The 25,055-nt window shown below is 68.2% G+C and carries 23 protein-coding genes; 15 read left to right on the top strand and 8 right to left on the bottom strand.

Annotated elements, in window-relative coordinates; translation table 11 throughout:
* Positions 1 to 104 precede the first annotated feature (104 nt).
* The 6 genes from mltG to fabD form a co-directional block, all read right to left on the bottom strand.
* Positions 105 to 1,070, bottom strand: a complete 966-nt coding sequence (gene mltG / locus ABD719_RS13165) for an endolytic transglycosylase MltG (RefSeq protein WP_344693850.1) — start codon at positions 1,068 to 1,070, stop codon at positions 105 to 107.
* A 7-nt stretch (positions 1,071 to 1,077) separates the two neighbouring features.
* Positions 1,078 to 2,337, bottom strand: a complete 1,260-nt coding sequence (fabF, locus tag ABD719_RS13170; RefSeq protein WP_344693851.1) for a beta-ketoacyl-ACP synthase II — start codon at positions 2,335 to 2,337, stop codon at positions 1,078 to 1,080.
* Positions 2,338 to 2,445: 108 nt separating this feature from the next.
* Entirely contained in the window at positions 2,446 to 2,682 is a 237-nt protein-coding gene (locus tag ABD719_RS13175; protein WP_192124750.1) for an acyl carrier protein, read from the bottom strand.
* Positions 2,683 to 2,781: 99 nt separating this feature from the next.
* Positions 2,782 to 3,525, bottom strand: coding sequence for a 3-oxoacyl-[acyl-carrier-protein] reductase (gene fabG / locus ABD719_RS13180; RefSeq protein ID WP_344693852.1), 744 nt, complete (start codon positions 3,523 to 3,525; stop codon positions 2,782 to 2,784).
* A gap of 4 nt (positions 3,526 to 3,529) precedes the next feature.
* A complete protein-coding gene (locus ABD719_RS13185) occupies positions 3,530 to 3,958 on the bottom strand; it encodes a GxxExxY protein (RefSeq protein ID WP_344693853.1) in 429 nt (142 codons plus the stop codon).
* A 59-nt stretch (positions 3,959 to 4,017) separates the two neighbouring features.
* Positions 4,018 to 4,977 carry an ACP S-malonyltransferase gene (gene fabD / locus ABD719_RS13190; RefSeq protein ID WP_344693854.1) on the bottom strand — a complete coding sequence of 320 codons (960 nt, stop codon included), beginning with the start codon at positions 4,975 to 4,977 and terminating at the stop codon, positions 4,018 to 4,020.
* Positions 4,978 to 5,178: 201 nt separating this feature from the next.
* On the opposite strand from fabD, the gene rpsF reads away from it, so the two are divergent.
* Genes rpsF through rplI form a run of 3 tightly spaced genes read left to right on the top strand, consistent with a single transcriptional unit; the run spans position 5,179 to position 6,434 of the window.
* A complete protein-coding gene (rpsF, locus tag ABD719_RS13195) occupies positions 5,179 to 5,607 on the top strand; it encodes a 30S ribosomal protein S6 (protein WP_192124743.1) in 429 nt (142 codons plus the stop codon).
* Positions 5,607 to 5,831, top strand: coding sequence for a 30S ribosomal protein S18 (gene rpsR, locus ABD719_RS13200; protein ID WP_007403456.1), 225 nt, complete (start codon positions 5,607 to 5,609; stop codon positions 5,829 to 5,831). The genes rpsF and rpsR overlap by 1 nt, the downstream gene beginning before the upstream one ends.
* A gap of 12 nt (positions 5,832 to 5,843) precedes the next feature.
* Positions 5,844 to 6,434, top strand: coding sequence for a 50S ribosomal protein L9 (rplI, locus tag ABD719_RS13205; protein ID WP_344693855.1), 591 nt, complete (start codon positions 5,844 to 5,846; stop codon positions 6,432 to 6,434).
* Positions 6,435 to 6,955: 521 nt separating this feature from the next.
* Here rplI and ubiA read toward each other — a convergent pair.
* Positions 6,956 to 7,861, bottom strand: coding sequence for a 4-hydroxybenzoate octaprenyltransferase (gene ubiA, locus ABD719_RS13210; RefSeq protein ID WP_344693856.1), 906 nt, complete (start codon positions 7,859 to 7,861; stop codon positions 6,956 to 6,958).
* Between the two features lie 83 nt (positions 7,862 to 7,944).
* Between ubiA and ABD719_RS13215 the strand changes: the two genes are divergently transcribed.
* Together ABD719_RS13215 and ABD719_RS13220 are read left to right on the top strand one after the other, a co-directional pair.
* Positions 7,945 to 8,121 carry a hypothetical protein gene (locus tag ABD719_RS13215; RefSeq protein ID WP_344693857.1) on the top strand — a complete coding sequence of 59 codons (177 nt, stop codon included), beginning with the start codon at positions 7,945 to 7,947 and terminating at the stop codon, positions 8,119 to 8,121.
* An 11-nt stretch (positions 8,122 to 8,132) separates the two neighbouring features.
* Positions 8,133 to 8,879, top strand: a complete 747-nt coding sequence (locus ABD719_RS13220; protein WP_344694024.1) for a 16S rRNA (uracil(1498)-N(3))-methyltransferase — start codon at positions 8,133 to 8,135, stop codon at positions 8,877 to 8,879.
* Positions 8,880 to 8,888: 9 nt separating this feature from the next.
* On the opposite strand, the gene ABD719_RS13225 is transcribed toward ABD719_RS13220, so the two are convergent.
* A complete protein-coding gene (locus ABD719_RS13225) occupies positions 8,889 to 11,159 on the bottom strand; it encodes a TonB-dependent siderophore receptor (RefSeq protein WP_344693858.1) in 2,271 nt (756 codons plus the stop codon).
* 87 nt (positions 11,160 to 11,246) lie between these two features.
* On the opposite strand from ABD719_RS13225, the gene ABD719_RS13230 reads away from it, so the two are divergent.
* The 10 genes from ABD719_RS13230 to ABD719_RS13275 all read left to right on the top strand — a co-directional run bounded on the left by ABD719_RS13230 (position 11,247) and on the right by ABD719_RS13275 (position 25,052).
* Positions 11,247 to 11,570 carry a ketohydroxyglutarate aldolase gene (locus tag ABD719_RS13230; protein WP_344693859.1) on the top strand — a complete coding sequence of 108 codons (324 nt, stop codon included), beginning with the start codon at positions 11,247 to 11,249 and terminating at the stop codon, positions 11,568 to 11,570.
* 20 nt (positions 11,571 to 11,590) lie between these two features.
* Entirely contained in the window at positions 11,591 to 13,105 is a 1,515-nt protein-coding gene (locus tag ABD719_RS13235; protein ID WP_344693860.1) for a PepSY-associated TM helix domain-containing protein, read from the top strand.
* Positions 13,098 to 13,433, top strand: a complete 336-nt coding sequence (locus ABD719_RS13240) for a hypothetical protein (RefSeq protein WP_344693861.1) — start codon at positions 13,098 to 13,100, stop codon at positions 13,431 to 13,433. The genes ABD719_RS13235 and ABD719_RS13240 overlap by 8 nt, the downstream gene beginning before the upstream one ends.
* Positions 13,434 to 13,598: 165 nt before the next feature.
* The gene (gene paoA / locus ABD719_RS13245; protein ID WP_344693862.1) at positions 13,599 to 14,234 is read left to right on the top strand and encodes an aldehyde dehydrogenase iron-sulfur subunit PaoA; all 636 of its coding nucleotides are present in this window, start codon (positions 13,599 to 13,601) and stop codon (positions 14,232 to 14,234) included.
* The gene (locus ABD719_RS13250; RefSeq protein WP_344693863.1) at positions 14,231 to 15,193 is read left to right on the top strand and encodes an FAD binding domain-containing protein; all 963 of its coding nucleotides are present in this window, start codon (positions 14,231 to 14,233) and stop codon (positions 15,191 to 15,193) included. The genes paoA and ABD719_RS13250 overlap by 4 nt, the downstream gene beginning before the upstream one ends.
* The gene (paoC, locus tag ABD719_RS13255; protein WP_344693864.1) at positions 15,190 to 17,409 is read left to right on the top strand and encodes an aldehyde oxidoreductase molybdenum-binding subunit PaoC; all 2,220 of its coding nucleotides are present in this window, start codon (positions 15,190 to 15,192) and stop codon (positions 17,407 to 17,409) included. The genes ABD719_RS13250 and paoC overlap by 4 nt, the downstream gene beginning before the upstream one ends.
* 120 nt (positions 17,410 to 17,529) lie before the next feature.
* Positions 17,530 to 19,638, top strand: a complete 2,109-nt coding sequence (locus ABD719_RS13260) for a malate synthase G (RefSeq protein WP_344694026.1) — start codon at positions 17,530 to 17,532, stop codon at positions 19,636 to 19,638.
* The gene (locus ABD719_RS13265) at positions 19,638 to 20,171 is read left to right on the top strand and encodes a gamma carbonic anhydrase family protein (protein ID WP_344693865.1); all 534 of its coding nucleotides are present in this window, start codon (positions 19,638 to 19,640) and stop codon (positions 20,169 to 20,171) included. The genes ABD719_RS13260 and ABD719_RS13265 overlap by 1 nt, the downstream gene beginning before the upstream one ends.
* A 77-nt stretch (positions 20,172 to 20,248) precedes the next feature.
* Positions 20,249 to 21,544: a DUF2264 domain-containing protein gene (locus ABD719_RS13270; RefSeq protein WP_344693866.1), complete on the top strand. Its 1,296-nt coding sequence runs from the start codon at positions 20,249 to 20,251 to the stop codon at positions 21,542 to 21,544.
* An 82-nt stretch (positions 21,545 to 21,626) separates the two neighbouring features.
* Complete coding sequence (locus ABD719_RS13275; RefSeq protein WP_344693867.1) at positions 21,627 to 25,052, top strand: amidohydrolase family protein; 3,426 nt, start codon at positions 21,627 to 21,629, stop codon at positions 25,050 to 25,052.
* The last annotated feature ends 3 nt before the right edge of the window (positions 25,053 to 25,055 follow it).

Consider the following 25,055-nt stretch of genomic DNA (forward strand, 5'->3'; position numbering starts at 1 on the left):
TTGAACGATTACCGTTTGAACGGGCGTCCGCATAAGCCCGTGAGGGTCATTGTGGCGCATCCCGGGATTGCGAGTCAAGTTCGCCCGGAACTGCGGGGCAACGCCTACATCTCGCCCCGTTGCCGCCGGATCGCGTACCATTTCGCGACATTGGCATTATGCTCCGCCAGCGTGTTCGCGAACACGTGGCCGCCGCTGCCGTCCGCGACGAAATACAGCGCCTGCGACTTGGCAGGGTCCAGCACCGCGTCGATCGAGGCGCGGCCGGGGTTGGCGATGGGGCCGACCGGCAGGCCGGGACTGGCATAGGTGTTGTAGCCGTTCTTCGCGTGCAGTTCGGACCGCAGGATGCGGCGGCCGAGTGGTCGGCCTTTGGTGATCGGGTAGATCACGGTCGGGTCCGCCTGTAGCGGCATGCCGATGCGCAGGCGGTTGCCATAGACCGCCGCCACGGTGCGGCGTTCGGCGGGCTTGCCGGTTTCCTTCTCGACGATCGCGGCCAGCGTGATCGCCTGTCCGGGCGTCGTCACCGCGATACCCGGCTTGCGCTTCGCCCAGGCGGCGGCGAGGTAGTCCTTCATCGCCTTCTGCATCCGGGCGACCAGCGCGGCACGGGTATCGCCGCGCTGATAAGCATAGCTGTCGGGCAGGATCGACCCTTCCGCCGGCACCGCCACCGTTCCGGTCAGCCCGTCGGCCCGCATCACCGCATCATGCACCATGATCGAGGGATACCCCTCCGGCACCGCGACCAGCCGCTGGCGGACCTTGCCCTCCCCCAGCAGGGCCAACACGTCCTTCTGGCTGGCACCGGCGGGGATCTGATACTCGCCCGCCTTGATCGAGCCACCGCCGCCGAACACCCGCGCGAACAGGCGGAAGCGGCTGGCGGAGCGGATCGCGCCGGCCCGCTCCAGCTCGGTCGCGGCACGGGCGAGGCTGGCGCCCTCCGGCACCACCACCGCGACGGGCCGCTCGGCCGGGCCGGTACCCACCCACAGATTGGTGGCGACCAGCACGGCGGTGACCACCAGCGCGATCAGGAGGATCAGGCAGCCGAGCTTGCGCATATGCCGGTCAGACCGCGCGCATCACCAGCGACGCGTTGGTGCCGCCGAAGCCAAACGAGTTGTTCAGCACCGCGCGCACCTGCCGCTTTTTGGCGACATGCGGCACCAAATCGACCCCGACGCAGCTGTCGCTGGGATTGTCGAGATTCAGCGTCGGCGGCACGATCTGGTCGCGCAGCGCGAGGATGCAGAAGATCGATTCGACCGCCCCCGCACCGCCCAGCAGATGGCCGATCGCCGATTTGGTCGACGACATCGACACCGTCTGCATCGCATCGCCGAACAGCCGCCGCACCGCGCCCAGCTCCAGTTCGTCGCCCATCGGCGTCGAGGTGCCGTGCGCGTTGATGTAATCGATGTCCGACGGGGCCAGCCCCGCCTTCTTCAGCGCCATCTGCATCGATCGGAACGCGCCGTCACCCTCCGGATGCGGGGCGGTGACGTGATAGGCGTCGCCCGACAGGCCGTACCCGATCACCTCGGCATAGATCTTCGCGCCGCGTGCCTTGGCGTGTTCATATTCCTCCAGCACGACGATGCCCGCGCCTTCGCCCATGACGAAGCCGTCGCGATCCTTGTCGTACGGGCGGCTCGCCTTTTCCGGCGTGTCGTTGAACCCGGTCGACAGCGCGCGCGCCTGCGCGAAGCCGGCGATGCCGAGCGGGCAGACCGTGCCCTCCGCCCCGCCCGCCAGCATCACGTCGGCGTCGTCCATCGCGATCATCCGCGCCGCATCGCCGATCGCATGCGCGCCGGTGGAGCAGGCGGTGACGACCGCGTGATTCGGCCCACGCAGGCCGTATTTGATCGATACCTGACCCGAGATCAGGTTGATGAGCCGGCCATGGACGAAGTGCGGCGAGACGCGGCGTGGCCCCTTGGTATGCAGGACGATCGACTCGCTTTCGATCCCCGGCAGCCCGCCGATGCCCGATCCGATCGAACAGCCCGCGCGCCAGCTTTCCTCGACCGTCATCTCGGTCAGGCCGGCATCCTCCAGCGCCTGTCCGGCGGCGTCGATGCCATAGATGATGAACGGATCGACCTGACGCTGCACCTTGTGGTCGACGCGCTTGCCGGGATCGAACCCGTATTCATGGTCGGCGGGCTTCACCTCGCACGCGATCCGACATACCTGGTCGGAGGCGTCGAAGCGGGTGATGGGGCCTGCGCCCGACTTGCCCGCCAATATGTTCGCCCACGCCGTCTCGACGTCCGCACCAAGCGGCGTCACGAGGCCCAATCCGGTCACGACGACGCGCCGCATACCCAATCTCCATCCTGTCTCATAATGAAACGGCCCCCCGCCCTCTCAGCGGGGACGGGGGGCCGTTGTCATCCGGGCTCCCCGATCAGGGAGCCACGGCGCGTGTCTTTATGCCTTGTGCTCGTCGATATAGGTGATCGCATCGCGCACGGTCGTGATCTTCTCGGCCGCATCGTCGGGAATCTCGACGCCGAATTCCTCTTCGAACGCCATGACCAGCTCGACGATATCGAGGCTGTCGGCACCCAGGTCGTCGATGAAGCTCGCTTCCTCGGTCACCTTTTCGGCCTCGACGCCGAGATGCTCGACGACGATCTTCTTCACGCGGTCGGCGGTCTCGCTCATGGTAGTCCCTCTTCGTTAAGCGGTAATTCGGTATTCCTGAACGCACCTATAACGCGGGTGGTGCCGTGGCAAGGCCCGCACGACAGGTGGCCCGTCGCGTCAGACCATCGCCATGCCGCCATTGACGTGCAGCGTCTGCCCGGTGACGTACCCCGCCTCACGGCTGGCCAGATAGACGACCGCCGCGGCGATATCCTCGCCGGTGCCGAGGTCGCCCGCCGGAATGCGCGCGGTGAGCGTCGCCTTCTGCGCCTCGGGCAGCCCGTCCGTCATCGCGGAGCGGATGAAGCCGGGGGCGACGCAGTTGACGGTGATGTTGCGGCTGGCCAGTTCCTGCCCCAGCGCCTTGGACATGCCGACGAGGCCGGCCTTGGATGCGGCATAATTGGCCTGCCCCGGATTGCCCGTCTGCCCGACGACCGAGGTGATCGAGATCATCCGCCCGAACCGCGCCTTCATCATCGGCCTGGCCGCCGCGCGCATCAGCCGGAACGCCGCCTCCAGATTGACGCGGATGACGGTGTCCCACTCCTCGTCCTTCATCCGCATCGCCAGATTGTCGCGCGTCACCCCGGCATTGTTGACGAGGATATCGAGCCGACCGCCCAAGGCCGCCACCGCCTGCGGCACCAGTGCATCGACCTGGGCGGCGTCCGACAGGTCGCAGGGGAGCGCGACATGGCCGGTCCCGCCCAGCGAGGCGCGGAAATCCTCCAGCTTGGCGGCGTTGGACCCCGACACCGCCAGCGTCGCGCCCTGCGCCACCAGCCCGCGCGCGATCGCCGATCCGATCCCCCCGGAAGCGCCGGTGACGAGCGCGGTCATGCCTGAAAGATCGAACATCGTTTTAATCTCCTGAAGGTTGGTTCACGCGGAGACGCGGAGACGCGGAGGGATGATGGTCGTTGACGATCCGTCGCACCCCTTCCTTCAGCGCCGCGCCACCGAAATTCAGCAACAGCCCGACGGGCTGCTTCAGCAGGCGGAGGTAGGTCAGCAATTGCTTGGCATGGGCGACATTCAGCCGCTCGATCGATTTGATCTCCACGACGAGCCGGTCGTGCACCATCAGGTCGACGCGAAAGGCGCCATCGAACACCATGCCTTCGAATTCGATGCTGACGGCACGCTGGCGCACCACGGCATAGCCCATCGCGGTCAGTTTGCCGGCTAGCACCGTCTCGTACACGCTTTCAAGAAGACCGGGACCAAGATCGCGATGAATCCTCAACGCAAGGTCGAGTACGTCACCGCTGATCTCGTCGATGTCCCTCACTTCTTCTCCGCGTCTCCGCGTCTCCGCGTGAACCAGCATCCTGCCTATCGCATTAGGTGTCAGAGCGTCTTCAGCAACGCCTCGATATCGTCCATCGTCACCACGCTGGTCGCCGTCGCATCGGGAGCGATGCGCTTGACCATCGGGGCCAGCACCTTGCCGCCCAGCTCGACGAACTCGGTCACCCCCGCCGCCGCCATCGCCAGCACCGATTCGCGCCAGCGGACCATGCCCGTCACCTGCGCGACCAGCGCGGCGCGGATCGCGCCGGGATCGGCGATCGCGACCGCATCGACGTTGCAATAGAGCGGCACCAATGGCGCGGCGATCATCGCCTCGGCCAGCGCGGCGTCCATCGCGGTCGCGGCGTCCGCCATCAACGGGCAGTGGAACGGCGCGGACACCGGCAGCAGCACCGCGCGCTTCGCCCCCAGCTCCTTCGCCAGCGCCACCGCGCGTTCCACCGCCAGCCGATGGCCGGAGATCACGACCTGCGAGGAATCATTGTCGTTGGCGACGGTGCAGACCAGTTCCTCGCCGCCTTCCGCCAGGATGGCGTCGACCGCCGCGCCCGCGATCACCTGCGCCTTGTCCAGATCGGCGCCGAGCAGGGCCGCCATCGCCCCCTCGCCCACCGGCACCGCCGCCTGCATCGCCTGTCCGCGCAGCTTGAGCAGCCGGGCGGTGGTGGCGAGGTCGAAGGTGCCCGCCGCGCACAGGGCGGTATATTCGCCCAGCGAATGGCCCGCGACGTAATCCGCCTTTTCGGCCAGCTGCACGCCGCCTTCACGCTCCAGCACGCGCAGGGTCGCGATCGCGTTCGCCATGATCGCGGGCTGCGCGTTCTCGGTGAGCAGCAGGTCGTCGGCCGGCCCCTCGGTCATCAGGCGGAACAGGTGCTGGCCCAGCGCCTCGTCGACCTCGCCGAACACCTCGCGGGCGACCGAACTGGCCTCGGCCAGCGCCTTGCCCATGCCGACGGACTGGCTGCCCTGCCCCGGAAAGATGAATGCGCGCATCCGGCGTCTCCCTGAATTCAGAAGCCGTGCGCCTTAGGCAGGGACGCCCGCGCAGGCAACTTGCGTTTCGGCCGGAAACGGGTATGGACCCTGCGCACGGGGTGGCAGGCGCATGTCTGCCGCCCCGTTGACGTACGACGACAGCCGGAGGGGCGACCGCATGGGGCGGCGTCAGCGATCGGCCAACATAGAAGGTAAGACATGGCTCTGTACGAGCACGTGTTCCTTGCGCGCCAGGATCTGGCACAGGCGCAGGTGGATGCGTTGGCGGAAGCCGCCACCAAGATCATCACGGACAATCAGGGCAAGGTCGTGAAGACCGAGACCTGGGGCCTGCGTTCGCTGGCGTATCGCATCGCGAAGAACCGCAAGGCGCATTACGTGATGCTCGAAATCGACGCACCCGCCGGCGTGGTCGCCGAACTGGAGCGCCAGACCCAGATCAACGAGGACGTGATCCGCTTCATGACCGTCAAGGTCGACGAGCTGGAAGCCGGCCCCTCGGCGATGATGCGCAAGCAGGAGCGCGACCGTGAGCGTCGTGGCGACCGCGAAGGCGGCGACCGTGGCCCCCGTGGCGACCGCCCCGAGCGCGCACCCCGTCGTGACCGTGAAGAGGAGGCCGCATAATGGCTCGCCCGTTTTTCCGCCGCCGCAAGTCCTGCCCGTTTTCGGCCAAGGATGCCCCCCGGATCGACTATAAGGACGTCCGGTTGCTGCAGGGCTTCGTGTCCGAGCGTGGCAAGATCGTGCCGTCGCGCATCACCTCGGTGAGCGCCAAGAAGCAGCGCGAGCTGGCGCAGGCGATCAAGCGCGCCCGTCATCTGGGCCTGCTGCCCTACGTCGTTAAGTAAGGAGTCCGAACAATGGACGTCATTCTGCTTGAGCGCGTCGAGAAGCTCGGCGCCATCGGCGACGTGGTGAAGGTGAAGGACGGGTTCGCCCGCAACTTCCTGCTGCCGCGCAAGAAGGCGCTGCGCGCCAACGAAGCCAACCGCAAGGTGTTCGAGGCCAACCGGTCGCGCATCGAATCGGACAATGCCAACCGTCGCGGCGAAGCCGAGAAGGAAGCACAGTCCTTCAAGGACGCGCAGGTCACGCTGATCCGTCAGGCATCGAACACCGGCCAGCTCTACGGTTCGGTCGCGGTGCGCGATCTGATCGAGGCGCTGGAAGCCGATGGTCACAAGGTCGCCAAGTCGGCGATCGTGCTCGACAAGCCGATCAAGGCGATCGGCGTGTACACCGTCAAGGTGGCGCTGCACCCGGAAGTCTCGGTCACCGTCAAGGTGAACGTGGCCCGCTCTCCCGAAGAGGCCGAGATGCAGTCGCAGGGCGTCGATGTCATGGCATCGATGTTCGAGCGCGACGAGGCCGGCTTCACCGAGGATTACGATCCCAATGCCGAGCCGGGCGCGACCGCCGAGGTCCAGTCCGACGAGCCGGCGCAGGGCTAACGCCTTCGCCGTCATCGGCCCGAACAAAAAGGCCGCCCGGAGAAATTCGGGCGGCCTTTTTTGTCGTGTGATCGGGACCTAAGCCGGGGTCCAATGGGACCGGCGGCGATTCTACCGCACATCGCCCCCCCCCGACAAAATACCGGCCTTTGCGAGACTTTTGGGAAGCCCCTGTGCTTCCCCGGCGGAAGCCGGGGCCCAGTTGGGAAGGTGGCAGTAAGTCATCACCAACGTTCATCCCACTGGACCCCGGCTTCCGCCGGGGAGGGCATGGTGGCGGATGAGGTGCCTTTCGCAAAAGGTTCGCGTGAACTCGCCGCGATGCGCTTTTTCCGCGGCCGGGTTCTCCCAATTACCTCACGGACAGGTAACGCACGCTCCGATTACGGCGGCCAGCGGGATGAGGGCGAGGACGACGGGCAACAGCTGTTTCATGACGCGACCTGACGATAGAAGGGGGTTCGTCGTCGCCAATGCCCGGTCGGGCCAAAGGTTTCGCGGCGATGAACGATACCGGCTGGTCAGCCCGCCGTTCCCACCACCGCGAAGGCGAGGAACAGCAACAGCCCCGTCATCCGGTTCGCGCGGAAGCGGGCCAGTGCGCCCGTGCCATCGTCGGGCCGCAGCGTCGCGACCTGCCACGCCAGATGCGCCGCCGCCGGCAACAGCGCGACGAGCGCCAGCGGATCGGCACGCACGCTCCAGATCGCGATGCCCCACAGCCCCACCGCCGCCGTATAGAAGGCCGCTACCCCACCCCGCACATGGCTGCCCATCCGCAGCGCGGACGATCGCACGCCGATCAACGCGTCGTCTTCCCGGTCCTGCAACGCGTAGATCGTGTCGTATCCGATCACCCAGGCGATGCTGCCGGCATAGAGCCACCACATCGGCGCGGACAGGTCGCCCGCCGTCTCGCTCCACCCGACCAGCGCCGCCCATGAGAAGACCAGACCCAGCCATGCCTGCGGCCACCAGGTGATCCGCTTCATGAACGGATAGGCCGCCACCGGCGCGAGGCTGGCCAGCGCCACCATCGCGGCCGGCCCATGCAGTTGCACCAGCACGACGAGCCCGATCAGGCTGAGCGCCACCAGCCATGCCCACGCCGTCCTCGTCGATACCATGCCGCTGGGAATCGGTCGCGCGGCGGTGCGGGCGACCTGTGCGTCGAGATCGCGGTCGACGATATCATTGTAGACGCAGCCCGCGCCGCGCATCGCGATCGAGCCGAGCAGTATCCACAGGATCAGATCCCATCGCCGGACCGCGCCACCGGCCAGCGCCACGCCCCAGGCCCCCGGCCAGAACAGTAGCCACCAGCCGATCGGCCGGTCGAGCCGTGCCAGCAGCACCAGCCCCTGCACGGTGCGCGGCAACCGCGCGACGAGCCCGCGATGCTCGCTGTCGGGAACGATTGTGATCATGGCCCCGCCCTATCGCGACGATGCCATCGGGGGAACCGCTATGACGCGGGCGCCGACCGCGCTATCCCCAAGGCGATGACACGGTGCCACCACCCATGATCGGCCTGTCGGTCGCGGTCGGCCGTTTCGTGGAGGCGCTGTTCTGGGCGATCTTCCGTGTCGCCGGGGTCGTCGCGGGCGGCGTGCTGCTGGCGGCCGCCATCGCCATCACCGCCTGGTTCGTGTTGCGCCGCCTGTGGCGTCGTCGCCCCCACCAATAGGAGTTCCTCCCCTGCCTGCCACCCCCGCCTGGCCGCCGCAATCGACGCCGCGCCTGTTCGTCGACCGATCGCTCGCCGCCGGCCCGATCACGCTCGATGGTCCGCCCGCGCATTACCTTGCGACGGTGATGCGGGCGAAGCCCGGCGATCCGGTGAAGCTGTTCGACGACCGGACCGGCGAGTGGCTTGCCACCGTCATGGCCGCCGGCAAACGCGACCTGACGCTGGATATCGTCAGCCTGTTGCGGGAACGCGAGCCGGTGCCAGACCTGTGGCTGTGCGCCGCGCCGCTGAAGAAGGGCCGGGTCGACTGGCTGGCGGAAAAGGCGTGCGAACTGGGCGTCGCCCGGCTGGTTCCGGTAATCACGCGGCGGACGATCGTCGACAAGCCCAATGCCGACCGCCTGCGCGCCCATCTGATCGAGGCGGCGGAGCAGTGCGACCGCACCGCACTGACCGATCTGGCCGATCCGGTGAAGCTGCCCGCGCTGCTGCGCGACTGGCCGGCGGAGCGTGCGCTGTTCTTCGCCGACGAAACCGGTGGTGTGCCCGCGTTCGACGCGATGCGCGCCCATGCCGGGCCGGCGGCGATCCTGATCGGTCCCGAAGGCGGGTTCGACGACGAGGAGCGCGCCCTGATCCGGGCACATGGATCGGCGACCGCGATCACGCTTGGCCCCCGCATCCTGCGCGCCGATACCGCCGCCGCCGCCGCCGTGTCGCTATGGATGGCGGCGGCCGGCGACTGGCGGGGATAGGCTACCCCGTCACCAATTGTAGCGCAGCGTCCCCACCACCGTCCGCGATTCGCCGAAATAGCAGCTGTTGTTGAAGAAGCAGCTGGCGATATGCCGCTTGTTCAGCAGGTTGGCGGCGTTGACCGACAATGACAGACCCTGCCAGCGTGGGTCGAGCGCGCCGAAATCGTAACCGGCGACCGCATCGACCAGTGTGAACCCTGGGGAACTGAACCGCTGCGTGATCAACTGCCGCGCCACGACGGTCTGCGCGGTGCCATCGGATTTGCCGACATACCGGACGCCCGCCCCCAGGTTGAGGCCGCCCAACGCCCCGGTCGCCGCCTGTTTCAGATCATAGGCGATGAAGCTGGACGCGCTCCATTTCGGAATGCCGAGCGGACGGGTACCGGTGACGCCCGCCAGCTGGTCGCCCATGCCGACGCGCGGATTGCCCCGCGTCGTCAGCGGATCGGTGTACGTCCCCGCCACGCTGAGCGACAGGCCGGGTGCCAGATCGCCGCGACCGTCCAGTTCCAGTCCGTGTACCTTCACCTCGCCGACCTGGACCGAAAAGCCGACATTGTTGGGATCGCCGACCGGCACGTTCTGCCGCCGCAGGTCGAAGGCGGAGAAAGTAAACAGCGCATTGGTGCCGCGCGGCTGGAACTTCAGCCCCGCCTCGTACTGGCGGCCGCTGACGGGCACGAAGGCCGATCCGTCGAACCCGGTGCCGGTCTGCGGCTCGAAGCTTTCCGAATAGCTGACGAACGGCGCCAGCCCGAAACCGAATTCGTACAGCGCGCCCAGCCGCCCCGTGAAGGCGGTCTGCGACAGGCGAGTCACGGCCGCGGCATTGCCCGGCGCGAGGTTCAGGTTCTGGGTGAACTGCGTGTACCAGTCGTACCGCCCGCTTGCGATCAGGTTCAGGCCACCCAGCGTGATCTGGTCCTGCGCATAGACGCCGACCTGATCGATCTTGCGGAAATTGCGCGCCACGCCGGCGAACCGGCCGAGATCGCTGGTCGGCAGCGACAGGCCATAGACGGGGTTGAACAGGTCCAGATCGGGGATACGGGGATTGCCCGTCAGCCCGGTGGCGAACGCCTGCGTGTTGCGGCCCTGATTGTTCTGCCAGTCGACCCCGGCGATCACCGTGTGCCCGACCGGGCCGGTGGCGAAGGTCGCCGCGATGCGGTTGTCGAGCGTGATCGTGCGGAACGACTCGTCGGCACCACCGCCGCCACGGCTGATCCGCGACAGATTGGTATTGCCGGCCGCATCCAGATTGGCGTTCGCCGCGAACGACAGATAAATCTGCCGGTAATGCAGATCGATGTCGAGGTAGCGGGCGTTGGTGGTCCAGGTCAGCGCATCGTTCAGCTGGCGCCGGAACAGCAGGGTGGCGGATTTCTGCTTGCGGTCGAACGCCTCGTAGGCGGGCTCCGACACGTTCAGGTCGCGGGGCAGTTCGCCGGACGGGTTAGGCAGCGCGGAGCCATAGACGGGCACGCCGCTGTACGACGCCGCCTCCGGATCGCGCTGATAGTTCAGGATCAGCGTGATGTCGGTCCGGTCGTCCGGGGCGAAGGTCAGCATCGGCCGCGCATAATAGCGGCGGTTGCCGGTACGCGCGATGAAGCCGTCGGATCGTTCCGCCCCGGCGATCACGCGGAACAGGAACTTGCCATCACGGTCGAGCGGCTGGTTCACGTCGATCGCGGTGCGCAGCAGGTCGAAGCTCCCACCGGCCAGTTCGATCCGTCCGCCGGCTTCGGCATAGGGCGTCTTGCTGACCAGATTGACGAGGCCACCCGGCGTCGAATTGCCGTAAAGGACCGATGCCGGCCCCTTGATGACGTCGACCCGCTCGACGAGATGGAAATCGATCTGCGGGCTGGAATAGGGGCCGCCGAGCAGCCGCATCCCGTCCATGTAGACACCGGGGGTGAAGCCGCGGATGTACAACTGGTCGTACCGCGTCGCCACATTGCCACGCTGGTTGGGGGAAACCCCGGCGACATAGCCCAGCGCCTGATTGATCGACAGCGCGTTGCGACGCAGCAGTTCCGTCTCGTCGATCACCGTCACCGATTGCGGCAGCGCGATCAGCGGGGTGGCGGTCTTGCTGCCCGTCTCGGCGGTGCGCTTCACCCGTTCGCCGTTGACGACGATCTCGTCACCGCGCTGCGTATCGTCGTCGGCCGTCACGATCCGATCGGCGACGGGTTCCGCCATGGCCGGCGCCGCGATGCCGGCCAGCATCGTTCCCCACAGCATCGCTGCCCATCCTGTACGCATGTCGTCAACCCCGAGATTCGATATTGCTAGTCAGTCGCAACAGCCGCTAAAGGGAGATCGTCATCCGGGCAAGAGGCTCATAACGTAATGTTCATCGACCGGCAGCGACCGCAGCCCGCCCCCCGTACCGCCCGCCTGCCGTGGCGCGGCGGGGCGATGGCGGCACGCTGCGTCACGGCGCTGGTGGGGGGCTATGCCGCCGCGGCAGTGCTGGCGACGCTGATCGCCCGACTGCTGCCGGGCGACCGGGCGGAGGTCACCGCATGGGGCATGACGCTGTCGTTCCTGTTCTACGCGGTGATCGGGCTGTGGTGCTTTCACGAAGGCCGGCTGGCGCGCGTGCTGGCGGCGGTGTGGGGCATCGCGCTGGCCGGTGGCGCGCTGCTGTGGCTGCTGGGCGTGCGACCGTGACAGGATCGCTGCGCCAGAACATGGCCTGGATCCACGGCTGGCTGGGGCTGCTGGCCGGCTGGATCCTGTTCGCGATGTTCCTGACCGGCACCGCCAGCTATTTCCGGCCGGAGATCACCCGCTGGATGCAGCCCGAACTGCCGGTGCGCAGCGTCACCACGGCACAGGCCGCCACCGCCGCCGTCGCGCATCTGCAGACCGTCGGCGCGGACGACGTGCAATGGTATATCTATCTGCCAGACGATCGCACCGGCATCACCCGCGTGTTCGAACAGCCCAATCCCAAGGCACCGCCCCGTCCGCGTGGCGAACTGCAACTCGATCCCCGGACCGGTGATCCGATCGCCGCCCGCGACACGCGCGGGGGCGAGCATTTCTACCGGTTCCATTTCCAGCTTCAACTGCCCTATCCCTGGGGTCGCTGGCTGGCGGGGCTGTGCGGGTTGTTCATGCTCGGCGCGATCATTTCTGGCGTGGTCACGCACAAGCGCATCTTCGCCGATTTTTTCACGCTGCGCTGGAACAAGGGGCAGCGGAGCTGGCTCGACGCGCACAACGTATCGGCGGTGCTGGCGCTGCCCTATCACGCGGTCATCACCTATACCGGGCTCATCACGCTGGTGGTGATGTACATGCCGTGGCCGATCGCCACGAACTATGCCAAGCCGCTCGACTTCGCGCAGGCCGCCTATGGCCTGCCCGCCGATGCGGAGGCGAGCGGCACGCCGGCACCGCTGGTACCGGTCGGCCCGCTGGTCGCGGCCGCCGAATGGCGCTGGGGCGCCACCGCCACCCGCGTCGTCATCCGCCATCCCGGCGACCGGGCCGCGACCGTCACCGTCGCCCGCCACCCCAGCGCCTCACTCGATGCGCGCGGAGCCTCGATCACCTATGCCGGCGCGACCGGGCAGGTGATTACGCAGTCGCCCGATCCGGGGTCGGCCCTCGCCACCGCAGGCGTGATGCTCGGCCTGCACATCGCGCAGTTCGCGGGGCCGGCGCTGCGCTGGACGCTGTTCCTGCTAGGCGCGACCGGCGCGGCGATGGTCGGCACCGGCTTGCTGCTATGGACCACCGCCCGCCGTCGCCCCGGCGTCGCCCCGTTCTTCGGCCTGCGACTGGTCGAGCGGCTCAATATCGCGGTCGTCGCCGGGCTGCCGATCGGCATGGCGGCGTTCTTCCTCGCGAACCGGCTGATCCCCGTCGATCTGGCCGGGCGCGCCGATCTGGAAGTGCAGGCGATGTTCTGGACATGGGGCGGGGCCGCGTTGCTGCAACTGCTGCGTCCCGCCCGCCGCGCCTGGGCCGAGGGGTTCGCGGTCGGCGCGCTCGCCTTCGCCGCCGTGCCCGTGGTCAACCTGCTGACGACGGCGCGTGGCTTGCCGCGGTCGCTGGCGGCGGGCGACTGGACGTTCGCCGGCTTCGACATCGCGATGCTGGCGATCGCGTTGCTGCTGGGCATCGCCGCCCGCCGCGCCGGCCGGACGCCGCGTCTCCCCGTTTCCCGCCGCTCGAAGGTATTGGTCGATGCTTGAAACCGCGCTGCTCGCCGCGATCGCCTGGCTACTGCTGGCCGCCGCCTCGTTCCGCTTCCGGCGGGAGGCGGGGGTGCCCAACCCCCGTCAGGTTCGCGTGTTGCGTCTTGCCGCCGCCGCGATACTTGCCCTGGCGCTGTTCCGCTGCGGCACGCCGCTGACCGGGGAGCGGTGGGTCCGCGTGATCGGTGGCGCCTCGCTGGGTGCGGTGATCGTGGTGCTGGCGCTGTCGCTCGACGCGATGCTGATCCTGCGGCCGTTGCGGCAATTGCTGACCCGCCCCGCCCCCGCGCTGCTGCGCCGTCTGCGCCGGGAACATCACCTGTAGACGCCGATTTGGGTGAGAATAACTTGCATCAGGAACCACCCCCGCCCCGCCATGCGTTGAGCGTGTCGATCGGATAGCCGACGACGATATCGTCGGTATCTCCATGACACGGGCGAACGCGCTCACGCCCCTGCGACGGGGGTGGCGGCCGGCGAGGGAAGAATGATGACGGACGATTCCGGCGAAGCGGCGATCAGCCGGCGCGGTATTCTGGTGGGCGGGGCGGCTTCGGCGGCGCTGACCGCCATTCCCGCACAGGCGCAGACGCCCCCTTCCCAGCCCGCACCGACCACGATGAAGGTTGATCTGCGGGTCAACGGCACCCGTCGCACGCTGGAGGTCGACACCCGGACCACCCTGCTCGACGCGCTGCGTGAGCATCTCCACCTCACCGGCACCAAGAAGGGGTGCGACCATGGCCAGTGCGGCGCCTGCACCGTGCTGGTCGATGGCAAGCGGATCAATTCCTGCCTCAGCCTCGCGGTGATGCATGAGGGCGATGCGATCACCACGATCGAGGGGCTGGGCACGCCCGACAAGCTGCACCCGATGCAGGCCGCCTTCGTGAAGCATGACGGGTATCAGTGCGGCTATTGCACCCCCGGCCAGATATGTTCCGCGGTGGCGGTGCTGGGCGAGATCAAGGCCGGCGTCCCCAGCCACGTCACCCCCGATCTGACGGCCCGGCCACAGGCGACCGGGGACGAGATGCGCGAGCGGATGAGTGGCAACATCTGCCGGTGCGGCGCCTATTCCAACATCGTCGACGCGATGACCGACGTCGCGGGAGCCCGCGCATGAAGCCCTTCACCTACGAACGCGCCACCTCCCCCGCGGCAGCGGCCTCTGCCGCCGCCCGGCCGAACGTGAAGTTCATCGCCGGCGGCACCAACCTGCTCGACCTGATGAAACTGGAGATCGAGGCACCGGCCCATCTGGTCGACGTGAACGGCCTCGGCCTCGACACCATCGCCGCTACCGCCGATGGCGGCCTGCGCATCGGGGCGCTGGTCAGCAACACCGACCTTGCCGCCGATCAGCGCGTCCGTCGCGACTATGGCGTGTTGAGCCGCGCCATCGTCGCGGGGGCGTCGGGACAATTGCGCAACAAGGCGACGACGGCGGGCAACCTGCTCCAGCGTACCCGCTGCCCGTATTTCTATGACACCAACATGGCGTGCAACAAGCGCAAGCCTGGGTCCGGCTGCGCGGCGATCGGTGGTTACAGCCGCCAGCTCGCGGTGATCGGCGGCAGCGATGCGTGCATCGCCACCTATCCGGGCGACATGGCGGTCGCGATGCGGGTGCTGGATGCGAAGGTGGAGACGGTGAACCCGGGGGGCCAGACCCGGACGATCCCGATCGCGGATTTCCATCGCCTGCCCGGCACCACGCCGCATATCGAAACCGCGTTGGTACCGGGCGAACTGATTACCGCCGTCACCTTGCCGAAGCCGATCGGCGGACAGCATTTCTATCACAAGGTCCGTGACCGCGCCTCCTACGCCTTCGCGCTCGTCTCGGTCGCCGCCGTGATCCAGCGTGACGGCACCGGCCGCGTCGCGGTCGGTGGCGTCGCGCACAAGCCATGGCGGGTGGAGGCGGCGGAACCGGCGATGCCGCAAGGCTCGCGCGCCGTCGCCGGCCGGCTGCTGGCGGGCGCGAAGCCCACCGCCGACAACGCATTCAAGGTCCCACTGGTCGAGCGAACACTCGCCGCGGTGATGGCCGAAGCACGGACCGGGAAGGCATCCGCATGAAGTTCGACACGCCCGCCGGGACCAACCCGATCGATCAGCTGAAGGTCGTCGGCAAGCCCACCGACCGGATCGACGGTCCGCGCAAGACCACCGGCACCGCCCCCTATGCCTATGAACGCCACGACGTGGTCGCCAATCAGGCCTATGGCTATGTCGTCGGGGCCGGGATCGCCAAGGGGCGGATCGCGTCGATCGACCTGAGCGATGCGAAAGCCGCCCCCGGCGTGATCGCGATCGTCACTGCCGATAATGCCGGCCCGCTGGCCAAGGGCAAGATGAACACTGCCAAGCTGCTCGGCGGACCCCAGATCGACCATTATCATCAGGCGATCGCGGTCGTCGTCGCCGAGACGTTCGAACAGGCGCGCGCCGCCGCCGCGCTGGTCCGTGTCGACTATGCGCGGGGCAAGGGCCGGTTCGATCTCGACGCCGCGCTGACCGCCGCACCGCTCAAGGGCGACAGCAGCGGCGAGGGTAGCAGCGCCCCGCCGATCGAACGGGTCGGCGATTTTGACAAGGCGTTCGCCGCGGCCCCGGTCACGCTCGATGCACGCTACACCACGCCCGACCAGACCCATGCGATGATGGAACCCCATGCCAGCATCGCGGCATGGGAGGGGGACAAGCTGACGCTGTGGACCTCCAACCAGATGATCGCCTGGGGCAAGGGCGATGTCGCGCTGACGCTGGGCATCCCCAAGGAGAATGTCCGCCTGATCTCCCCCTATATCGGGGGCGGATTCGGCGGAAAGCTGTTCGTCCGCGCCGACGCGATCATGGCGGCGCTGGGCGCGAAGGCGGCGGGCCGCCCGGTCAAGGTCGCGCTGACCCGGCCGATGATGGCGAACAACACCACGCATCGCCCCGCGACGGTGCAGCGCATCCGTATCGGCTGCACCAAGGACGGCACGATCACCGCGATCGGGCACGAGAGCGGTTCGGGCGACCTGCCCGGCGGCGGTCCCGAGACGGCGGTGTCGCAGACCAAGCTGCTCTATGCCGGCGCGAACCGGATGACGGCGATGCGCCTCGCCGTGCTCGACCTGCCGGAGGGCAATGCGATGCGCGCGCCGGGCGAGGCCCCGGGCCTGATGGCGCTCGAAATCGCGATGGACGAGATGGCCGAAAAGCTGGGCATGGACCCCGTGGAGTTCCGCATCCGCAACGACACGCAGGTCGACCCCGCCAAGCCGGAGCGTAAATTCTCGCAGCGCAACCTGATCGCCTGCCTGCGTCAGGGTGCGGACCGGTTCGGCTGGGACAAGCGCAATCCGAAGCCCGCCCAGGTCCGTGACGGGCGCTGGCTGGTCGGCATGGGCGTCGCCGCCGGGTTCCGCAACAACATGAACATGAAGTCGGCCGCGCGGGTCGGTATCGATCGCAAGGGTATCGTTACCGTCGCCACCGACATGACCGATATCGGCACCGGCACCTATACGATCGTCGCCCAGACCGCGGCTGAGGTGATGGGCGTGCCGATCGACAAGGTCGTGGTGCTGCTCGGCGACAGTTCGTTCCCGGTATCGGCCGGATCGGGCGGGCAATGGGGCGGCAACAGCTCGACCGCGGGCGTCTACGCCGCCTGCATGAAGCTGCGCGAGACGGTGGCGCAACGGCTCGGCTTCAATTCCACCGACGTCGAATTCGCGGACGGCAAGGTCCGGGCCGGCAATCGCAGCGTCTCGCTGGCCGAAGCGGCGGGCGATGCCGGGCTGTCGGCGGAGGATGGCATCGAGTTCGGCGATCTGGCCAAGAAGATGCAGCAATCCACCTTCGCCGGTCATTTCGTCGAGGTGGGGGTGGATGCCTGGACCGGTACGGTCCGCATCCGCCGGATGCTGGCGGTATGTGCCGCTGGCCGCATCCTCAACCCGAAGGCGGCGCGCAGTCAGGTGATCGGTGCGATGACGATGGGCGTCGGCGCCGCGCTGATGGAGGAACTGGCGGTCGACAAGCGGTTCGGCTTCTTCGTCAACCATGACCTCGCCGGCTACGAAGTGCCCGTCCATGCCGATATCCCGCATCAGGAGGTGATCTTCCTCGACGAGGTCGATCCCACCACATCGCCGATGAAGGCAAAGGGTGTCGGCGAGCTGGGGTTGTGCGGTGTCGGCGGCGCGATCGCCAATGCGATCTACAACGCGACCGGCGTCCGCGTCCGCGACTATCCGATCACGCTGGAGAAGCATCTGGCGAAGCTGCCCCAAATCGCCTGAAAATCCCCTTGCCCCGGCCCACCGATCCGGGGCAAGTTGGCGATGTTCCTCCCCGGACCCATCGTCGTTCGCGCCAACGCGTGCGATCGATCAGACGTGACAGGAGTGGAGGATATGCCGATGGTCGATCGCGCGGAACTGCGTATTGCGGAGCCCCTTGTCCGCTTCATCGAGGAACGCGCGCTGCCGGGTACCGGGATCGACCCCGCCCGTTTCTGGTCCGGCATGGCTGCGATCCTGACGCGGTTCGCACCAGAAAATGCCGGGTTGCTGCGCATCCGCGACGACCTGCAAAGGCGGCTCGATCATTGGCATGACGGGCGTGCCGGCCAGCCGGTCGATCAGCCCGCCTATCAGGCATTCCTGCGCGACATCGGTTATCTGGTCGACGAGCCCGCCGCCTTCACGGTCGATCCCGCCAATGTCGATGCGGAGGTGGCGACGCTGGCGGGTCCGCAACTCGTCGTGCCAATCCTGAATGCGCGGTTCCTGCTCAACGCCGCCAATGCGCGCTGGGGCAGCCTGTACGACGCGCTCTACGGGACGGATGCGATCCCCGGCGTGGCGGCCGGCCCGAATTATGATCCGGTACGGGGCGCCGCGGTGATCGGATGGGCAAGGTCCTTCCTCGACCGCACTGTGCCGCTGGCGGCGGGATCGTGGCGCGACTGGACGGGCGATGCGCCCCTGTTGGCGGACCCGGTGCAACTGGCCGGGCGGGCCGGCGACAACTGGCTGTTCCGCCACCACGGCCTGCATATCGAACTGGTCGTCGATCGCACCCACCCGGTCGGCCGCACCGACCCCGCCGGGCTGGCCGACGTGATCCTCGAATCCGCGCTGACCGCGATCGCCGATCTGGAGGATTCGATCGCGGCGGTCGATGCGGCGGACAAGGTCGCCGCTTATGCCAACTGGCTGGGCCTGATGGCCGGCACACTGGAGGCGTGCTTCACGAAGGACGGCCATGCCGTCACCCGTCGCCTTGCGGCGGACCGCGCCTATACCACGCCCGACGGCACCCGGTTCACCCTGCCCGGCCGCAGCGTGATGTTCGTGCGCAACGTCGGCCATCTGATGACCACCCCGGCGATCCGCCTGCCCGGTGGCGCGGAAGCACCGGAGGGGATCGTCGATGCCGTCATCACCAGCCTGATCGCGCTCCACGACGTCAAGGGTCCCCGCGCCAACAGCCGCGCCGGATCGATCTACATTGTCAAACCCAAGATGCACGGCCCGGCCGAAGCGGCATTCACCGACCGGCTGTTCGATGCGGTCGAGGACCTGCTGGCGCTGCCCCGCCACACGATCAAAATCGGGGTGATGGACGAGGAACGCCGCACCTCCGCCAATCTGGCCGCCTGCATCCATGCGGTCCGTCACCGGATCGTGTTCGTCAACACCGGGTTCCTCGACCGGACGGGCGACGAGATGCACAGCGCGATGCGCGCCGGCCCGATGATCCGCAAGGGCGCGATGAAGGCGGCGGACTGGATCGCCGCCTATGAGGATCGCAACGTGCAGATCGGCCTCGCCTGCGGCCTCGCCGGTCGGGCGCAGATCGGCAAGGGGATGTGGGCGGCACCGGACCGGATGGCGGACATGCTGGCGCAGAAGCACGCGCATCCGGCATCCGGGGCGACCACTGCCTGGGTCCCCTCCCCGACCGCCGCGACGCTGCATGCGACGCATTACCACGCCATCGACGTCGCCGCGCGCCAGTCCGCCCGTGCCGCCGAACCGGTCACGTCGCTGGACCGGCTGCTGACGATCCCCGTCGCCACCGCCCCGCCTTCGCCTGACGAGGTGCGTGAGGAACTCGACAACAACGCGCAAGGCATCCTCGGTTATGTCGTCCGCTGGATCGATCAGGGCATCGGCTGTTCCAAGGTGCTCGACATCCACGATATCGGCCTGATGGAGGATCGCGCCACGTTGCGCATCTCGTCGCAGCACATGGCGAACTGGCTGCTCCACGGCATCGCCACCCCGGCGCAGGTCGATGATGCGCTGCGCCGGATGGCGGCGAAGGTCGACGCACAGAATGCAGGCGACCCCGCCTATCGCCCGATGGCGGGCAATGAGGCGGACAGCATCGCCTTCCGCGCCGCCCGTGCGCTGGTGTTCGAGGGGCTGGACCAGCCGAACGGCTATACCGAACCGCTGCTCCACCGCTTCCGCGCGCATCGCAAGACAGCCGACGCCACCATGCAGCAGGTGGCCGCCTGATGCCGCTCTACGACATCGATGGCCGCCGCCCCTCGCTGCCCGACGACGGATCGGCCTGGATCGCGCCGTCCGCCGACCTGATCGGCGACGTTCGCCTCGGCACGGGCACCAGCGTCTGGTTCGGCGCGGCGATCCGGGCGGACAACACGGCGATCGTGATCGGTGATCGCACCAATATCCAGGAAGGTGCGGTGCTCCATTCCGATCCCGACAGTCCGCTGACGATCGGCGCGGGCTGCACGGTCGGTCATCGCGCGATCCTGCACGGCTGCACGATCGGCGACAACGTGCTGGTCGGCATGGGCGCGACCGTGCTGAACGATGCGGTGATCGGCGGCGATTGCCTGATCGGGGCGGGCGCGCTGGTGACGGAAGGCAAGGTCTTCGGCCCCGGCAGCCTGATCGTCGGCGCCCCCGCCCGCGCCGTCCGCACCCTGTCGCCTGACGCCATTGCCCGCCTGCGCGCGGCCGCCGATGGCTACGCCACCCGTGCGCTCGCCTATGCGACCGGCCTGACCCGCATCGACCGGTGATCGGGTTTCAATCGAATAATCTTGTATTATAAGTTACCCGCGCCATGCTGGCCCGAAGGCGACACGGGGAGTGGATGATGGAACGACGCAGCTTTCTGGCCGGACTGGCCGGCGGGGCGGGCATGGCGGCGATGCCGGCGGTGGCGGCGACGCAGGCCGGCGCCGGGCAGGCGCAGTCCGCCGGCACCTTGCCGACCGGGGCCGAGGACCGCGCTTATATGGCCGCGCTCGCCGAGCGGATGGCGACGCCGATCCTGTCACGGATGGCGCGCGGGCGGTTGCAGCGTGAGTGGACGCCCGAACTCAGCCCCAACTGGGACGGCCGCGACCCCAAGGTGTCGTATATGGAGGCGTTCGCGCGACTGATCGACGGCATCGCGCCCTGGCTCGCGCTGCCCGACACCAATGACGCCGAAGGTCGCGTCCGTCGCACCTTGCGCGAACAGGCGGTGCAGAGCTTCATCCACTCGGTCGATCCCAAAAGCCCCGACCGGCTGGGCTGGGAAGGCCATGGCCAGGCGCTGGTCGACAGCGCCTATTTCACCAGCGCGCTGCTGCGCGCGCCGGAGGCGTTGTGGACGCCGCTCGATCCCGCCACCAAGCGCCGCATCGTCGAAGTTATCAAGGGCCTCCGCCGCGTCTCGCCCCCCTATCAGAACTGGCTGCTGTTCGCCTGCATGAACGAGGCGTTCCTGTTCTCGATCGGCGAGGACTGGGACCCGATGCGGGTCGACCTGACGATCAAGCTGTTCGCCGGCGACTGGTATCTGGGTGACGGCTGGTATGGCGACGGCGCCAGTTTCCACTTCGATTACTACAACAGCTACGTCATCCACCCGATGATGGTGCAGATCATGGAGACGATCGCGAAGGGGAAGACGAACTTCAACAACCTGAAACCGGCCGAGGAGCAGGCGCGCGCACTGAAGCGGATGCAGCGGTTCGGCGAGCATCTGGAACGGATGATCGGGCCGGACGGCGCCTATGCCGCGATCGGCCGGTCGCTGACCTATCGGATCGCCGCGCATCAGGTGCTGGGCGTGCTGGCATGGCGCGGCTGGCTGCCCGATACGCTGCCGCCCGCGCAGGTGCGCGCCGCGACGGCGGCGGCGGCGCGACAGGTTTTCGGCACCGCCGGTGGCTTGCGCAATTTCGACGATCGCGGCTTCATGCAGATCGGCTTCACCGGCCACCAGCCGGCGCTGGGCGACTGGTATTCGAACGCCGGCAGCATGTACATCGCCTCGGAAGGGCTGGTGGCGCTGGGGTTGCCGGCCAGCCATCCCTACTGGTCGCAGCCGGGCCAGCCCTGGACGATGCGGCGTGCCTATGCCGGCATGGATTTCCGCAAGGATTATCCGGTCAGCTACTGACGGGCGACGGGTACGCGCATTTCGCGCGTGACGGCGGCGGCGGATCGGGTAAACCTTGGGCAAACAGGGGATATACCGCACCGTGAAGCACCACGCACTGACCGCCATCGGCCTTTGCCTCGCCGCCGGCCAGCTTCTGGCGCAGACCGCGCCACCACCCGCCGACAAGCCCGTGCAGCGGACGCAGGCGCCCGAGGATCAGGCGACCGCGCCCGTACCCGACCCCGCCGGTGCGCTGCCGCCGCCAGCGCCGGTGGCTGCGGCCACCCCCGTCGCCTCGGCCAGCCCGACCGCGAAGAAGCCGGCCGCCTGGGACGTCAATCGTCCCACCGGCCTGCGCACGCGCGAGGTGCCGATCCGGGTGGACGAGGGCAGCTGGATGAACGTCGACGTGTCGCCGGATGGCCGCACGATCGCGTTCGACCTGCTCGGCGACATCTACACGATGGGCATCGCGGGCGGCACGCCGACCCGGATCGCCGACGGCCTCGCTTTCGAACACCAGCCGCGCTTCTCGCCCGATGGGCGGCGCATCGCCTTCACCTCGGATCGCGGCGGCGGCGACAATATCTGGGTGATGAACGTCGACGGCTCCGACAAGCGGCAGGTGACGAAGGAGGATTTCCGCCTCCTCAACCAGCCGACCTGGAGCCCGGACGGCCGCTTCATCGCCGCCAAGAAGCATTTCACCACCGGCCGTTCGCTCGGCACCGGCGAGATCTGGCTCTACCATGTCTCCGGCGGCGGCGGCGTCCAGCTGGTCAAGCGCGCCAGCGAGGTGCTGCAGAAGGAACTGGGCGAACCGATCTACGCCCCCGACGGCAAGAGCATCTTCTACACCCGCAACGTGTCGCCGGGGCCGATCTTCGAATATGCGCAGAACTCGCGCACCGATCTGTTCGACATCGAACGCTACGACATCGACACCGGCGAGGTGACGACTGCGGTGTCGGGCGTGGGCGGATCGGTACGGCCGACGCCATCGCGTGATGGCAAGCGGATCGCCTTCGTCCGGCGCGAGGACAATGTCAGCAAGCTGTGGGTGAAGGACCTCGCCACCGGGGTCGAACGCGTCGTCTACGGCACGCTCGACCGCGACGTGCAGGAAACCTGGGCCGTCACCGGCGTGTACCCCAATCTGGCATGGACGCCGGGCGATGGCGCACTGGTGTTCTGGGCGGGCGGCAAGCTGCGCCGGGTATCCCCGGACGGATCGGGCGCGGCGCTGATCCCGTTCCGCATCGACGACACCCGCGTGATCGTCGACGCGGTCCATCCGCAGGTCGCGGTCGCCCCCGATCGCTTCGCCACGAAGATGCCGCGCTGGGCCAGCGTATCGCCCGATGGCCGCACGATCGTGTTCGAAACGCTGGGCAAGCTGTGGACCAAGCCGGCGACCGGCGGCACCGCCACCCGCCTGACCCGTGGATCGGACGAGCTGGAACTCTATCCCAGCTGGTCGCGTGACGGCCGCCAGATCGCGTTCGTCGGCTGGACCGATGCCGGGCTTGGTCAGGTCCGCACCGTTGCCGCCAGCGGCGGATCGCCCCGCACGGTGACGACCGTGGCCGGCACCTATCGCCGCCCGCGCTTCTCCCCGGATGGCAAGACGATCGTGTTCGAACAGGGCGAGGGCGGCGGGTTGACCGCACCGCGCGGCAATCCCGGCACCGGCGCCTATCGCGTCGCGGCGACCGGCGGCGCGCCGGTGCAGATCGCCCGCGACGTCGCCTCGCCCCAGTTCGGTGCGGGCAACGACCGCGTGTTCCTGATGGCGAACGACAAGGGCAAGCGCCAGCTGGTCAGCACCGACCTGACCGGGCAGGACCGCCGCGTCCATGCCTCCGGCGAACTGGTCAACGACTATCAGATCTCCCCCGCCGGGGATTACATCGCGTTCCGTCAGAATTACGAGGCGTTCGTGATGCCGCTGCTGCCTGGCCGGCAGGCGGTGGAGACGGATGCGAAGGGCGGGCCCCTGCCCGTCACCCGCGTCAGCGGCGACGGGGCGGACTTCATCAACTGGTCGAATGACGGCCGCCGCATCCACTGGAGCGCCGGCCCGACCCTGTACACCGCCGATACTGCGGCGCTGTTCCGCACCGCCCCGGCGGGCGAGGACGCGCCGAAGTTCGCGGCACCCCGCACCGGCACATCGCTGTCGATGGATATCGCCGCGGCCAAGCCCACCGGCACCGTCGCGCTCACCGGCGCGCGCGTCGTGACCGTGGCGCGCGCGGATGGCGGTATCCTCGACGATGCCACGATCCTGATCCGGGGCGACCGCATCGTCGCGATCGGCGCGCGCGGCACGGTGACGATCCCGGCCGGCACGAAGACGATAGACGTCACCGGCAAGACGATCATACCCGGTCTGGTCGATGCCCATGCCCATGGGCCGCAGGGCGACGACGAACTGGTGCCGCAACAGAACTGGTCGGCGATGGCGAACCTCGCCTTCGGCACCACCACCGTCCACGACCCCTCGTCGCGATCGGCCGAAATCTTTCCGGCGGCGGAGATGCAGCAGGCCGGCATGGTGCTGGCCCCCCGCACCTTCTCGACCGGCGAGATCGTCTATGGCGCCAAGGCGCCCGACGTCTATGCGCAGATCGACAAGTACGAGGACGCGCTGGCCATCATCCGCCGGCTGAAGGCGCAGGGCGCGCACAGCGTCAAGAATTACAACCAGCCGCGCCGCGAACAGCGCCAGATGGTCGTCTCCGCCGCGCAGGCCGAAAACATGGAAGTGGTGCCGGAAGGCGGCTCGCTGTTCACGCTGGACATGAGCCTGGTGCAGGACGGCAATTCCACGGTCGAACACAATGTCCCGCTCGACCGGTTCTATGCCGATGTCGTGGGCCTGTGGTCGCAGACCACGGTGGGATACACGCCCACGCTGGTCGTCGCCTATGGCGGCCCGGCGGGCGACCCCTATTGGCGCGCGCACAGCGATGTGTGGCGGCATCCGCTCCTCACCCGTCACGCCCCCCCCGCGCTGCTTGCGGCGCAGAACGCCCGGCGTGAGATCGCACCGGAAAGCGACTATGTCGACGGGGCGACCGCGCGCGAGGCGAAGAAACTGGCGGACAAGGGCGTGCCGGTCGCGATCGGCGCGCATGGCCAGCAGCCGGGGCTCGGCGCCCATTGGGAATTGTGGAGCTTCGTACGCGGCGGCTTCACCCCGATCGAGGCGCTGCGCGCGGGCACCATCGCGGCGGCGACCTCGCTCGGCTATGCGAAGGATGTCGGCTCGCTGGAGGTCGGCAAGCTCGCCGATCTGGTCGTGCTGGATGCCGATCCCACGGTCGATATCCGCAACAGCGACAAGGTGGCGCAGGTGATGCTCGGTGGCCGCCTCTACGACGCCGCAACGCTGAACGAGGTGACGACCGGCACCCGCCGTCGCCTGCCCTATTGGTGGGAGAATGGCGGCAGCGGCACCGCCAGCGGCACCGGCGCCAAGATGACGACCGGCCACGGCTTCGGCCACGGCGATATCGACTGAGCG

Source organism: Sphingomonas cynarae (assembly GCF_039537815.1).
In the GTDB taxonomy this organism is placed as follows: domain Bacteria; phylum Pseudomonadota; class Alphaproteobacteria; order Sphingomonadales; family Sphingomonadaceae; genus Sphingomonas; species Sphingomonas cynarae.